Origin of the sequence: Micromonospora yasonensis (assembly GCF_026013475.1) — a bacterium.
GTDB lineage: Bacteria > Actinomycetota > Actinomycetes > Mycobacteriales > Micromonosporaceae > Micromonospora > Micromonospora yasonensis.
Genome location: NZ_JAPDPH010000072.1, coordinates 1 through 13,592 on the forward strand (window position 1 = coordinate 1; position 13,592 = coordinate 13,592).

The 13,592-nt window shown below is 69.8% G+C and carries 10 protein-coding genes; 8 read left to right on the forward strand and 2 right to left on the reverse strand.

Features of this window, described 5'->3' with window-relative positions; genetic code table 11:
* The 6 genes from ONA70_RS16785 to ONA70_RS16810 form a co-directional block, all read left to right on the forward strand.
* Positions 1–1,342: ABC transporter substrate-binding protein (locus ONA70_RS16785; RefSeq protein ID WP_265007376.1), on the forward strand; the 1,342-nt coding region annotated here is incomplete at its 5' end.
* Positions 1,343–1,417: 75 nt separating this feature from the next.
* Entirely contained in the window at positions 1,418–2,377 is a 960-nt protein-coding gene (locus ONA70_RS16790) for an ABC transporter permease (RefSeq protein WP_265007377.1), read from the forward strand.
* Positions 2,377–4,368, forward strand: coding sequence for a dipeptide/oligopeptide/nickel ABC transporter permease/ATP-binding protein (locus ONA70_RS16795; protein ID WP_265007378.1), 1,992 nt, complete (start codon positions 2,377–2,379; stop codon positions 4,366–4,368). Before ONA70_RS16790 ends, ONA70_RS16795 begins: the two co-directional genes overlap by 1 nt.
* Complete coding sequence (locus ONA70_RS16800) at positions 4,365–5,393, forward strand: oligopeptide/dipeptide ABC transporter ATP-binding protein (RefSeq protein WP_265007379.1); 1,029 nt, start codon at positions 4,365–4,367, stop codon at positions 5,391–5,393. Before ONA70_RS16795 ends, ONA70_RS16800 begins: the two co-directional genes overlap by 4 nt.
* Positions 5,390–6,343 carry a dihydrodipicolinate synthase family protein gene (locus ONA70_RS16805; RefSeq protein WP_265007380.1) on the forward strand — a complete coding sequence of 318 codons (954 nt, stop codon included), beginning with the start codon at positions 5,390–5,392 and terminating at the stop codon, positions 6,341–6,343. The genes ONA70_RS16800 and ONA70_RS16805 overlap by 4 nt, the downstream gene beginning before the upstream one ends.
* Before the next feature lie 58 nt (positions 6,344–6,401).
* Entirely contained in the window at positions 6,402–7,337 is a 936-nt protein-coding gene (locus ONA70_RS16810) for a dihydrodipicolinate synthase family protein (protein ID WP_265007381.1), read from the forward strand.
* Positions 7,338–7,377: 40 nt separating this feature from the next.
* Here ONA70_RS16810 and ONA70_RS16815 read toward each other — a convergent pair whose 3' ends face one another.
* Both ONA70_RS16815 and ONA70_RS16820 read right to left on the reverse strand, forming a co-directional pair.
* Complete coding sequence (locus ONA70_RS16815; protein WP_265007382.1) at positions 7,378–8,439, reverse strand: acetylxylan esterase; 1,062 nt, start codon at positions 8,437–8,439, stop codon at positions 7,378–7,380.
* Positions 8,440–8,585: 146 nt separating this feature from the next.
* Positions 8,586–10,514, reverse strand: a complete 1,929-nt coding sequence (locus ONA70_RS16820; RefSeq protein WP_265007383.1) for a sialidase family protein — start codon at positions 10,512–10,514, stop codon at positions 8,586–8,588.
* A gap of 257 nt (positions 10,515–10,771) precedes the next feature.
* Between ONA70_RS16820 and ONA70_RS16825 the strand changes: the two genes are divergently transcribed.
* Positions 10,772–12,763 carry a beta-galactosidase gene (locus tag ONA70_RS16825; protein WP_265007384.1) on the forward strand — a complete coding sequence of 664 codons (1,992 nt, stop codon included), beginning with the start codon at positions 10,772–10,774 and terminating at the stop codon, positions 12,761–12,763.
* On the forward strand, positions 12,763–13,527 hold the full coding sequence (locus tag ONA70_RS16830) for an SDR family NAD(P)-dependent oxidoreductase (RefSeq protein ID WP_265007385.1): 765 nt from the start codon (positions 12,763–12,765) through the stop codon (positions 13,525–13,527). The genes ONA70_RS16825 and ONA70_RS16830 overlap by 1 nt, the downstream gene beginning before the upstream one ends.
* Positions 13,528–13,592 lie beyond the last annotated feature (65 nt).

The window sequence follows — 13,592 nt, forward strand, 5'->3', positions numbered from 1 at the left end:
CCGCGAGCCCTATCCGGCCCTGGCCACGGCCCTGCCGGCCGACACGTCGGCGACCACCTGGAAGTTCACCCTGCGGCATGGGGCCAAGTGGCACGACGGGCAGCCGGTCACGGTCGACGACGTGCTCTTCACCTTCCAACGAATCCTCGACCCGGCCGCCCAGACGCTGATCTACTCTTTCTTCGGTACCTGGCTCAAGGAGGTGCGCAAGGTCGACGACACGAGCGTCGAACTGGTCTTCAACTTCCCGTTCCCTGATGCGTTGCAGCGCCTGACGATCGCCAAGATCATGCCGAAGCACGTCTTCGGCGCACCCGGCGGCTGGGACGCGGCCAAGGGCGGCAAGGCGGTCGGCTCCGGCCCCTACAAGATGATCGCGCACAACCCGAAGTCCAACACCGTGCTCCAGGCTTTCGCCGACTACAACGGTCCCCGCAAGCCAGCCATCAAGAAGATGAACTGGCTGTCCATCGTGGAGGCGCCTGCTCGCGTCGCGAAGATCTCCGGCGCGAGCGCCGAGGCCCAGATCGCCGACAACATCCCGTACGCCAACATCGACCAACTGCGCAACGGTGGGCTGACCGTCGAGGGCGGCAAGGGCATGAACCACATGTTCCTCATGTTCAACACGGCCCTGAAGCCCTTCGATGACGTACGCGTGCGCCAGGCGCTCCTCTACGCGATCGACACCAAGAAGATGATCGACGTCGCGCTCAAGGGGCACGGCACGCCGGCGACGAGCTTCCTCAACGAGGAGAACGCGTCGTACGCCAAGGCGAAGACCGTCTACAGCTACGATCCCGCCAAGGCGAAGGCACTCCTGTCGGCCGCCGGCGTGACGAACCTGTCCGTCACGCTCATGGCCGTGAACGTCAGCTGGATCGCCGACTGCCTGCCCACCATCGCCAACTCCTGGCAGGCGATCGGCGTCAAGACCACGCTCGAACCCCAGGACACCGCCGCGCTCTTCACCAAGATGGACCAGTCGCAGTCCTACCAGGTGGTCGCGGCGGCATCGAACCCGAACCAGTTCGGCCTGGACGCGGACCTGATCCTCCGCTACAACTACACCTCCGGCGGCACCTGGATGAAGTACACCAAGTGGGACACCAGCCCGGATGCCAAGAACCTGTTCGCGCTGATGGATCAGGCCACCCGGGAGCCCGACCCGACGAAGAAGCTGGCGCTGCTGCACCAGTACCTCGACGTCATCGCGGAGCAGGCGGTGCTCTACCCCGTCCTGCACACGGAGCTGATGACCGCCTGGAATCCGAAGAAGCTCACCGGAGTCCGGCCGCAGGCATACCCGGGCATCAGTCTGCTGCAGGCGCAGCGTGTCTGAAGCCTCGTGCGGCGCCGGGCCCGCCCGGCGCCGCACCCGCCACCCATCAGCCGGACCGCGTCAGGAGGTCAACCAGTGGCAGTCGTCGCCAGAATGCTGGTCCGCCGGATACTCATCCTGATCCCGCTCCTGCTGGGCGTCATCCTGTTCGTGTTCATCATCATGCGGTTCTCCAACAACAAGCCGGAGTACGCCTACTTCCAGGGAGCCAACCCGACGGCGGAACAGATTCACCAATTCCAGGTGGAGAACGGTCTGCTCGATCCGCTGCCGGTGCGCTATGTCCGATTCGTCGGCGACCTGCTCCACGGCGACATGGGCACCAGCGTCCTGACCAAGGCGCCGGTGCTCGACTCGGTCCTCACCGCGCTGCCGCTCACGCTGCAACTGACTTTCCTCGGCCTGGCGATCGCCGTGGCCCTGGCCCTGGTCTTCGGCGTCACCGCGGCCATCTTCCGGGACCGCTGGCCCGACCAGGTCATCCGGCTGGTATCGCTGATCGGCGTCGCGGCGCCAGCGTTCTGGCTGGCCCTGCTGATGATCCAGTGGCTGGCCGTCGACCGCGGGTGGTTCCCGACCAGTGGCTACATCAATCCCGGCGACTCGTTCAGCGGCTGGCTGCGATCGATGACGCTGCCGGCGCTCTCCCTGTCACTGCCCGTCGCCGCCCAGTTGACCCGGATCATCCGGACGTCGATGGTCGAGGAGTTGGACAGGGACTACGTCCGCACCGCGATCGGCAGCGGCCTGCCGCCGATCGTCGTGATCGGACGCAACGTCCTGCGCAACGCGCTGATCAATCCACTGACGGTGCTGGGCCTGCGCATCGGCTACCTGCTCGGCGGCGCGGTGGTCATCGAGACCATCTACGCGCTGCCCGGCATGGGGCAGCTCATGATCAACGGTGTACGCGACGGGGACCCCGCCGTGGTGCAGGGCGTCGTGCTCACCATCGCCACCGGCTTCGTCGTGGTGAACCTCGCCGTCGACATCCTCTATCTGCTCGTGAACCCGCGCCTCAGGAGTGCCACGTGATGCGAAACGGACTCGCGAGAAGGCTCTCGCGGCCGGGCATCCAGTTCCGGCGGCTCGGCCCGCCCTCATGGATATCCCTCACCGTCCTCGCCGCCATCGCCCTCGCCGCGGTCCTCGCCCCCGTGCTCGCCCCGCACTCGCCCTACGTGCAGGAGCCGAGCGGCGGCGGTCCGACCGCCGCCCACTGGATGGGGCTGGACAGCGCGAACCGCGACATCTTCACCCGGCTGCTCTACGGTGCCCGCTGGTCGCTGATCATCGGCCTCGGCGCGACCGCCATCGCACTGCTCTGCGGCGCGCTGGTCGGCGCGATCGCAGCCACCGCCCGCAAGGCCGTCGACGAGGCCCTCATGCGAAGCCTTGACGTGATCATGGCGTTCCCGGGAATCGCGCTCGCCGCCGTCCTGGTCGCCGTCTTCGGCGGCAGCATCCTCGTGCTGGTGCTGGCGATCGCATTCCTCTACATGCCGTCCGTGGCCCGGGTGGTCCGGGCGAACGTGCTGGCCCAGTACGGCGAGGACTACGTCGCCGCCGAGCGCATCATCGGCGCCCGGAGCCCGCACATCCTGCTCAAGCACGTCGCCATCAACTGTGCCGCGCCGATCCTGGTCTTCTGCACGGTGATGGTCGCCGACGCGATCGTCTTCGAGGCGTCACTGTCGTTCATCGGTGCCGGAGTACGCCCGCCGGACCCCTCGTGGGGCAGCGTCATCGCCGACGGCCGGAACATGGTGCTCCTCGGCGGCTGGTGGGCCACCGTCTTCCCCGGCCTGCTGATCCTGATCACGGTCCTGGCGCTCAACGTCCTCGCCGAGGGCGTGTCCGACGCCTGGGCCGCGCCCACCGCCCGTGCCGCCGGCCCGGTCAAGAAGCAGGACGACGTCGACGCGCTGGAACAAGCCCTCCCCGGATCCGGGGAGATCACCCAACTGCCCGGGCTGGCGGAGGCGGCACAGCGGCTGGCCCAGCGAGCACGCCCCCTGCCGCAGGGCGCGCCGATCCTGCGGGTGAGCAAGCTGGCCATCGGGTTCGAAGGCCGGCACGAAGGCGTGGACATCGTCGACGGGATCTCCTTCGACGTGCGCCCGGGCGAAGTGCTCGGCCTGGTCGGCGAGTCCGGCTGCGGCAAGTCGTTGACCGCGCTGACCGTCATGGGTCTGCAGCCGCGGGGCGCCCGCGTCAGCGGCGAGATCCTCTTCGACGGCAAGGACCTGCTGACGCTCCCCCGGGCCGCCCGTCGCCGGCTGCTCGGCCACGACATGGCGATGGTGTACCAGGACGCGCTGTCCTCGCTCAACCCCGCAATGACCATCAACGCCCAGTTGAAGCAGGTGGTCCGACGGGGCGGCCGGCGCAGCCCGACCGAACTGCTGGAGCTCGTGGGCCTCGACGCCGCGCGTACCCTTCCGTCCTATCCGCACGAGCTCTCCGGCGGCCAGCGGCAGCGGGTCCTGATCGCGATGGCCCTCTCACGCGACCCCAAGCTGATCATCGCGGACGAGCCGACCACGGCGCTGGACGTGACCGTGCAGGCGCAGGTGATCCAGTTGCTCCTGCGGCTGCGAGCGGAATTGGGGTTCGCCCTGATCCTGGTCTCGCACGACCTTGCCCTGGTCGCGGACGTGACGGACCGCGTCGTGGTCATGTACGGCGGTCAGATCGTCGAAACGGGTGTGACGGCCACCGTCGTCGGCGCCCCCGCGCATCACTATGCCCGCGGGCTGCTCGGCTCGGTGCTGTCGCTGGAAGCCGGCGCGGCTCGGCTGACCCAGATCCGCGGCGTCGTTCCGGCCCCGGCCCACTTCCCGGGCGGCTGCCGGTTCGCCGACCGTTGCCCGATGGTCACGGAGATTTGCCGAATGCAGACACCCCGGCTGACCGGGCAGCGCCACCACGAAGTGGCCTGCCACCATCCGGCTCTCGACGTCGGGGCGTCGGCTCTCGCCAGCGGCGCGGGCGCCGCACCGGCCAGTACGGCGGAGGCACGATGACTGCGACGCCACTTGTCGAACTCGCTGACGTGCACGTGATGTACAAAGCACGCTCCGGCGGCCTCTTTCGACGCGAACGCGTCCACGCGCTCACCGCCGCGGACCTCACCATCGAGCCCGGCGAGACGGTCGGTGTGGTCGGCGAGTCCGGCTGCGGCAAGTCGACGCTCGCAAGGATCCTGGTCGGGCTGGAAAAGCCCACCAAAGGTACGGTGCTGTTCCGCGGTCAGCACCTCTGGTCCATGCCGCCAGCGGCGCGCCGGGTGGCGATCGGGTCGAGCACCGGCATGGTGTTCCAGGACCCGTCGACCGCGCTCAACCGACGACTGCCCATCCGGCAGGTGCTACGCGATCCCCTCGACGTGCACGGCGTCGGCACGCCGCGTCAGCGCGAAGAGCGGGTACGCGAGCTGCTCGGCCTGGTGGGCCTGCCGGCGAGCGTCGCAGACCTGCTGCCCGGCCAGGTGTCCGGCGGGCAGCGCCAGCGGGTGGCCATCGCCCGCGCGCTGGCGCTGCAACCGCGGTTGCTCATCGCTGACGAGCCGACGAGCGCACTCGACGTCTCGGTGCGTGCGCAGATCCTGAACCTGCTTCTCGATCTGAAGGAGCAGCTCAACCTGGCGATGGTCTTCGTCTCGCACGACATCCAGACAGTGCGGCGAATGAGCGACCGGGTCGTGACGATGTATCTCGGGCGGATCGTTGAGCAGGCCCCGGCCGAGGCGGTGCCCGGCCGGACCCGCCACCCCTACACCCGGGCCCTCTTCTCCGCCACCCCCGGTCTGCTGTCCCCGATCGACCCGATCCCGCTGGCCGGGCCGGTTCCCTCCGCTACCCGGCCGCCCAGCGGATGCCCGTTCCGTACCCGCTGCTGGAAGGCCGACGACCGGTGCGCCAAGGAGATGCCGGCAGCGCACACCGACACCGTCGTCGGGCCAGACGATCACCTGTTCCGCTGCCACCACCCGATCCGCGACGGCGCGACCGACCTCGAACTGACCAGCCAAGCCCAGGAGACTGCATGACCACCCACGAGCTGTCGCCGCAGCGGTCGGCCGCACTGACCGGCGTCATCCCTCCGGTGTCCACCCCACTGACCCCGGACTACGAGGTCGACACCGCATCGCTGACCCGGTTGGTGGACCATCTGCTGGACGGTGGGGTGGACGGTCTGTTCGTCCTCGGCTCCACCTCTGAGGTGGCCTTCCTCCCGGACGGCCACCGCAAGATCGTGCTCGATACCGTCACGCGTCACGTCGCGGGCCAGGTTCCAGTGCTCGCCGGCGTGATCGACATGACCGCCCTGCGCGTGCTGGACCATGTGCGAGCGGCTGTCCAGGCGGGCGTGGACGGGCTCGTGGCCACCGCGCCCTTCTACACCCGGACGCACCCCGCGGAGATCGAGCTGCACTTCCGCACCATCGCGGCGCAGGCAGGGTTGCCGTTGTACGCCTACGACCTGCCGGTTTCGGTGCACAGCAAGCTCGGCGCCGACCTGCTGCTCGACCTCGCCCGCGACGGTGTGCTGGCCGGAGTCAAGGACTCCAGTGGTGACGAAGGCGCCCTGCGCGGGGTGATTCTCGGGCGGCGGGACCGTCGGGACATCGGCTCTTTCAGTGTGCTCACCGGCTCCGAACTCACCGTCGACTCCGCGTTGTGGATGGGCGCGGACGGGGTGGTGCCGGGCCTGGGCAACGTCGACCCGCACGGTTACGCCCGGCTGTTCCGCGCGGCATCGGACGGCGACTGGGAGGCCGCGCGAGCCGAACAGGAGCGGCTGCTGCACCTGTTCGAACTCGTCAATGTCGGCAGACCGCGAATGGGTCCGGGTTCGTCCGCGCTGGGAGCGTTCAAGGCCGCACTGTACCTGCGGGGGATCATCGACCACCCGACAACGGCGGTGCCGCAGATCCCGTTGAACGAGGACGAGATCGCCCGGGTCGGGAAGTATCTGAGCGTCGGCGGCCTGCTGTGAGACCCGGGGACGGCGGCTGCGGACATCGGGATACGCCGCAACGGACGAGTCACGAGACATGGCGCCGGCACTGAGATCGGCGGACCTACGCGGTACGTGGGGAACGCTGCTCCTGCCGTTGCGCGCTGACGACACGATCAACTGGGGGCAGGCGGCACACGCTCTCGATGTCCTCGTCGCCGCCGGGCTCGATGGCATCTACGTGCACGGCACCGCGGGCGAGTTCCACACGCTCAGCGAGGACGAGTACGACCGAATCAACGAGCTTGTCGCCGACAAGTGCCGGTGCCACCGGCTTCCGTTTCAGATCGGTGCCGGCCATATGAGCGCGCAGATCTGCCTGGGCCGGGTCCATCGGGCGCGGGCGGTCGCGCCGAGCGCCGTGCAGGTTACGCTGCCGGACTGGCTGCCCCTGTCGCGTACCGAGGTGATCCGATTTCTGGTCGGGATCGCCTCGGCGGCCGACCCGGTCCCGCTGGTCCTGTACAACCCGCCGCACGCGAAGACCCAGGTTGCCGCCGACAGCTATGCCGCGATTCGCCGGGAGGTGCCGAGCCTCATTGGTATCAAGGTCGCCGGCGGCGACGCCGCGTGGTACGCGGCGATGCGCGAGCACGCGGGCGACCTGGCCATTTTCGTCCCGGGGCACGGCTTGGCGACCGGCCTTCTGCACGGCGCCGCGGGCTCCTACTCGAACATGGCCGCCCTCAATCCGGCCGGCGCCGTCGCATGGCAGCGAGTGATGGTCGAGGACCCCGGGCGCGGGCTCGATGTGGAGCGCCGGATCCAGCGGTTCCTGGCCGAGCACGTCGACCCACTCGCTCGGCAGGGCTTCGGGAACCCGGCACTGGACAAGTTCCTCGCTCATCTGGGCAACTGGGCCGAGATCGGCACCCGGGTTCGTTGGCCTTACGACTCCATCGATGAATCCCTTGCCGAGCGGCTACGTCCCATCGTGCGCACCTGTCTGCCGGAGCTCTTCCCGGACGGGTGAATTCGGCCGACGGTATTGCCCGCCTAGGTGGCGCTCTTCGTCACGCGGTGGCCGCGGAGGGGAGTTCGACAAGGCCGCGCTGCCCCGCGGCCCGTGAGCCCGAGGGATCGCCGGCGGGTTCGGACTCGGCGCCGGCCAGCACGTTTCGCAGCCACCTGATCTGCTGCGCACGCTGCCTGCCGGCGCCGCCTTCGTGCCCGTTGTAGGGCCACACCGCGATGTCCTTGTCAGCCGACGCATAGTGGTTGTACGCAGCAAAGACCGTCGACGGTGGACAGACGTTGTCCATCAGCGCGACCGAGAAGAGCGCCGGAGCGCTTGCGCGGGCGGCGAAGTTGATCCCGTCGAAGTAGCGCAGCGTCGCGAACACCTGGGCGACGTCGCCGTGGTAGGTCTTCAGGTACGACACCAGTTCGCCGTACGGGAGGGCGTCGGTGATTTCGGTGGCGCGCCGGTAGTGGCATAGGAATGGCACGTCGGGCATCGCGGCGGCGAGCCCGTCGACCAGGCCGGCGACGGCGAGGGTGATCCCTCCGCCCTGGCTGCCGCCGGTGACCACCACCCGGTCCGGGTCGACCCTGGGGTGTGCCCGCGCGGCGTCGACCGCGCGGACGCCGTCGGTGAGGACCCGGCGGTAGTAGTAGTGGTGCGGGTCGGCGATGCCGCGGGTCAGGAAGCCGGGCGCCTGGGGCGGGCCGGTCGGGTCGGGGTCCGGGGTGTCTCCCCCGAGCTTGCCGTTGCTGCCCTGCCCGCGGGTGTCCATGACGAGGTGGGCGTATCCGGCGGCACTCCAGGTGAGCCAGTCGTGCGGCAGGCCGCGCCCGCCGCCGTATCCGATGTACTCGACCACGCAGGGCAGTCGGCCGGTCGCGTGCCGGGGCAGCAGGAACCAGCCATGCACCGGCTGGCCAGCGAATCCGGGAAAGGTGACGTCGTATACCTGGACGGTGGACAGGTCGGCGTCGTAGGGGACGAACCGGGCGGGCCAGTGCGCGGCGCGAGCCTCCTTGAGAGTGATGGCCCAGAAGTCGTCGAAGTCGGTGGGCTCGTCGCGGGCGGGCAGGTAGTCGCGGAGACGGTCCAGTGGCCAGTCGACGAGCATGCGGTACTTCCCTTCGACGTGCGGGCGTTACAGACCGAGCAACGTGCCGTTCACGGGGTGCCCCTCGGTCACGGCCGCTGCCGGGATTCCTCGGAAATGGCGCCCACCGGGCCCGGTGGGCGCCATTTCCCGACGGGTGCTGCCGGTCAGCCGACGGTCTCCAGCGGCAACCTGAGCCCGAGTTCGCCGCCGATCGGGAGGTTCCGCTCCTGAATCAGGGCCAGCTCGGTGCCGGACAGGGCGCGCCGGTAGACGCGTACCTCGTCCAGCGTGCCGCGGAAGCGGTCCGCGCCGTCCAGGCGTTGTCCGATGTGCAGCCCTTGGATGCCGAACTCCTGGCCGAGGGTCACCGAGCCGGCCGGGGCTGCCGCCGATGAGACCTGGACGCCGTCCACCAGCAGCCTGAGCTGCCCGCCCGCCCGTTGGAGCACGACGAAGTGCCACTGTCCGTCGTTGTACGCGCTCGGCGATTGCACCGTGACGTTGTACCGATCGACCGAGAGGATCGCCCGGATGCGACTGCTCGCTGGTTCGGCCCGTAGCCACAGTCCAGGCGGGTTGGTGCCTGAGTTCACCCGGTAGAACCACAGGATGGAGTGGGCGCCGGCCTTTTCCGAGTACCGGATCCACGTGCTCAGCGTGAAGTCGTCCGCGCCGAGGTCGATCGACCGGTCGAACGGCACCTCCACCCGATCGTCCATCCGATCGAGTGCCAGCCCGTTGCCGAACCGGCCATCGGTGATTTGGGCGCCACCTCGGACGTAGGCGTTGTTGCGGTACGGCGACTCGTCCGGCGTCTGCGGTCCGGGTGCCGGCGGTGCGGGAATGCCGGGCGGAGTGCCGTTCGGCGTATCCAGGTACGCCTCGTTGAACCGGGCGAACCGGATCGTCTCGTACGGGCTGACGGCGCCGGCTTCGTACATCAGCGCCGCCTCGTCACCGTCGAGGCGCACCAGGTCGGAGTAGGCCGAGGGACCCCAGTAGAAGACCTTGCCCTCGTTCCAGGTCTCGAAGCTGCGCCCCTCGTCGTAGGACGACCGGATGCCCATCGCCTCGCGGGCGCTGGGGTGCAGCGGTGAGGAGAAGAGGATGCGGTCGTCGGTGAATCGCAGCAGGGAGCCCTGGACGTCGGTCGTGGCGAGCGCCGGCATGGTGCGGAAGGGTGCATCCCACGTCTCGCCGCCGTCGCTGCTGATCGCGTACGCCCGGTTGCCCGGGTCGGTACCGCGTTCGCGGGCCGACGCGTAGATCCGTCCGTCGGTGAGCTCGATGATGGTGACCTCCTGCGCGATGACCGCACTGTCGTCGCGGAAGGTCTCCGCACCGATGTTCCAGGTCACCCCGCTGTCGTCGCTGTAGAGCAGATGCGTGCCGTAGACGTGTTTGCCGACCCGGTCCCAGGTTTCGAAGCTCGCCCCGACCACCAGCCGGCCGGCGTGCGCTCCCCGCTGAAGCTGGATCCCGTGCATCGGGCCGGTGGCGTACCAGAAGTTCCACTCCGGGCGCTTGCCCTCGGTCATCTCGCGGGCGGCCGACCAGGTTGCGCCGTTGTCGTCACTGAACTGCACCCACGGGTCGCGGTCACATCCGTTGGGGCATGGCTGCGGGCCGTTGTGCGTGGTCACCACGACGACGCGCCCGGTGGTCCGGTCGACGATCGGCACCGGGTTGCCGTGGGTCTCGCCGTTGCCCTCGGAGACCACCTGCAGTGGTCCCCAGGTCCGGCCGCCGTCGGCGGAGCGGCGCAGCACGAGGTCGATGTCCTCGTCGTCGCCGCAGTCCTTCACCCGTCCCTCGGCGAACGCCAGAATCATCCCGTTCTTCGCCCGCACCACCGCCGGAATGCGGAAGCAGGCGTATCCGAAATCTCCTCGCTGGTAGAGCACCTGCTCGTCGACGTACGGCTCGCTGGTCTGGCTTTCGCCGGCCGCCATGCTCGAACCCGTCTCAGCGGGCTCCGCGCTCGCGGGGCCGCCGAGCATGCTGAAGACGACGCCGGTCAGGATCAGCAGCGCGGCGAAGCCGCGGCGGCGGCGTGAGCCGGCCGGCCCCTGCGGCGCATACCCATGGTTCATCTCGTCGCACCCTCCGTGAGAGTCGCGCGCCCCCTGTCCAAGCGGGATGGCTCCAGCGTTCGGATTCACCAGCCGGGCGACACGTAGGACGTGGGATGTCATCTGATCGAAACCATACGCGTATCAATGAGGCGCGGACAAGTGCCCCTTGACGTGGCCCGCAGGCCGCCATACCGTCCGGCAACGAGGGACATCCCATGTCCTGGTCGTACGCCGGTCCGGACGGCCAACCGAACTCACCGAGAGGAAGTGGCGGCATGACCATGCCGAAGATCATGTTCGGTGGCGACTACAACCCCGAGCAGTGGTCCGAGGACGTGTGGGTCGAGGACATGAAGCTCATGGTCGAGGCCGGGGTGTCGCTCGTATCCGTCGGCATCTTCTCCTGGGCAAGCGTGGAGCCGCGTCCCGGCACGTACGAGTTCGGCTGGTTCGACCGGGTGATGGACAACCTGGCCGGGGCCGGTATCGGAGCCAGCCTCGCCACGATGACTGCTTCCCCACCGCCCTGGCTGTCCCGGCACCACCCGGAGGTGCTGCCAGAACGCGTCGACGGGGTGCGGCTGTGGCCCGGCGGGCGGCAGCAGTACTGCCCGTCCAGCCCGGTGTACCGGGAGTACGCCGGGCGGCTGGTCGAGCACCTCGCCCGTCGCTACGCCGGGCACCCGGCGCTGAAGGTGTGGCACATCGGCAACGAATACGGCTGCCACGTGCGAGCCTGCTACTGCGACGTGTCGGCCGAGGACTTCCGGCGCTGGCTACGCGAGAGGTACGGCGACATCGGCGCGCTCAACGAGGCGTGGTCGACGACGTTCTGGTCGCAGCGCTACGACGACTGGGCGGACATCCTGCCGCCGCGCACCGCGCCGACCTTCGCCAACCCCGCCCAGAAGCTGGACTTCGCCCGGTTCAGCAACGACGCGATCCTCGCCTGCTACCTCGCCGAGCGGGACATCGTGCGCCGGTTCACCCCGGACGTACCGGTGACGACGAACTTCATCGGCCTGGTCCACAAGCCGATCGACTCCTATCGGTGGGCCGCCGAGCAGGATGTCGTGAGCCTCGACAGTTATCCCGACCCGTACGATCCGCGGGCTCACGTCGAGGCCGCGTTCGGCTATGACCTGATCCGCTCGGCGCGTCGCGGTCAGCCCTGGCTGCTGATGGAGCAGGCGCCCGGCGCGGTCAACTGGCGCGAGCGCAACGCGCCGAAGCCGCCGGGGCTCATGCGGTTGTGGAGTTGGCAGGCGGTGGCGCAGGGCGCGGATGCGGTGCTCTTCTTCCAGTGGCGCCAGGCCGTCGGCGGCGCCGAGAAGTTCCACTCGGCGATGGTGCCGCACGGTGGTACCGAGACCCGCGCCCATCGTGAGATCCGGGCGCTCGGGCAGGAGATCGCAGGAGCCGCCGAGCTGGCCGGCACGCGGGTGCACGCCGACGTCGCGCTGCTGCACGACTGGGCCAACTGGTGGGCGCTGGAGTCGGACGCCCACCCGGCCGTGCTCGACCTGCTGGACACCCACCGGGCATACTACGCGCCGCTGTTCGACGCCCATGTCACCTGCGACGTCGTCCCGCCGACCGCAGACCTGTCCGGCTACCGGCTCGTCGTCGTGCCGAACCTGTACCTCATGTCCGCCGAGGCGGCCGCCCGCCTACGTCGCTACGTCGAGGGCGGCGGGCATCTGGTGGTGTCGTTCTTCTCCGGCATCGTGGACGAGTCCGACCGCGCGTACCTGGGCGGATACCCGGCCCCGTTGCGGGACCTGCTGGGGCTGCGCATCGACGAGTTCTGGCCGCTGCCGGCGGGCGGCACGATCGGACTGGACATCGCGGGAGAGCGGCACAGCGGCACCGTGTGGTCGGAATGGATCGAGACCGAGGGAGCGGAGGTGGTGGCCACCTTCGCCGACGGCGAGCTGGCCGGCCGGCCGGCGGTCACCCGCCACTCGTACGGCGCGGGGGTGGTCTGGTATCTGGCCACCCGGCCGGAGCCGGCGCCGATGGACGCGCTGTTCGACCGCATCCGTGGCGGAGCGGGCGTGGAGCCGGTGCTGCCTGACCTGCCCGCGGGGCTGCAGGCGGTGGTCCGGCACGGCCCGGACCGGTCCTACCTCCTGCTGCTCAACCACGGCGCCGATGCAGTCACGGTCGCGCTGCCCGCGCCGGCGGTCGATCTGCTCGGCGACCGGAAGCGTGCGGTCAGCGCCGTGTCCCTCGCTCCGCGCGGCGTCGCGGTGCTGCGCAGGTGATGGGGGCGGTTCCTGGCCGACTCGCGGGGCGCGTCGCCGCCGTCACCGGCGCCGCGCGTGGGATCGGCGCCGCGAGCGCGCGCCGGCTGGCGGCCGAGGGCGCGTCGGTGCTGCTGCTCGACGTTGACGACGAGCATGGTGCCCGCGTCGCCGGGCAGGTCCGCGACGCGGGTGGCACGGCCCGCTACGTCCACTGCGATGTGGCCACTGAGTCGGACTGGCGGGCCGCCCGAGCGGTGATCCGTACCGACTTCGGCGGGCTGGACATCCTGCACAGCAACGCCTTCGTGCAGCACGTCGGCGCCGCGCACGACCTCGACCCGGCGGCCTGGGAGCGCGTGCTCGCGGTCAACCTCACCGCGCTCTATCTCGGCGTCCGGGCCTTCGCAGGCGACCTGCGGCAACGTCGTGGCTGCGTCGTCGTGACGTCGAGCGTGCACGCCCTGTTCGGGCTTCCAGGCAGCCCGGCGTACGCCGCCAGCAAGGGCGGGCTGGTGGCACTGACGCGGCAGCTCGCCGCAGAGTACGGCCCTCAGGTGCGGGTCAACGCCGTGCTGCCAGGGCCGGTGGACACCGATGCCTGGCGCGGGCTGGGCGCGCAGGCGCGGGAGCGAGCCGCGGCGGCGACGGTCCTCGGCCGCCTCGGTGACCCGGCGGAGGTGGCCGCTGCGGTGGCCTTCCTGGCCAGCGCCGACGCGTCGTACGTGACGGGGGCGAGTCTTCTGGTGGACGGCGGCTGGAGCATCACCAAGGATTCGCCGTGACGCTGGCGCACGGGTGCCGCCGGGCAATGCAGCGGCACCCGTGCCGGAATCATCGGCTGCGGTGA

Bases quoted from the DNA above. Each gene is read 5' to 3' on its own strand.
- ONA70_RS16795 (WP_265007378.1), top strand. From the start codon at position 2,377: ATGCGAAACGGACTCGCGAGAAGGCTCTCGCGGCCGGGCATCCAGTTC.
- ONA70_RS16820 (WP_265007383.1), bottom strand. From the start codon at position 10,514: ATGAACCATGGGTATGCGCCGCAGGGGCCGGCCGGCTCACGCCGCCGC.
- ONA70_RS16830 (WP_265007385.1), top strand. From the start codon at position 12,763: ATGGGGGCGGTTCCTGGCCGACTCGCGGGGCGCGTCGCCGCCGTCACC.
- ONA70_RS16825 (WP_265007384.1), top strand. From the start codon at position 10,772: ATGACCATGCCGAAGATCATGTTCGGTGGCGACTACAACCCCGAGCAG.
- ONA70_RS16805 (WP_265007380.1), top strand. From the start codon at position 5,390: ATGACCACCCACGAGCTGTCGCCGCAGCGGTCGGCCGCACTGACCGGC.
- ONA70_RS16810 (WP_265007381.1), top strand. From the start codon at position 6,402: ATGGCGCCGGCACTGAGATCGGCGGACCTACGCGGTACGTGGGGAACG.
- ONA70_RS16815 (WP_265007382.1), bottom strand. From the start codon at position 8,439: ATGCTCGTCGACTGGCCACTGGACCGTCTCCGCGACTACCTGCCCGCC.
- ONA70_RS16800 (WP_265007379.1), top strand. From the start codon at position 4,365: ATGACTGCGACGCCACTTGTCGAACTCGCTGACGTGCACGTGATGTAC.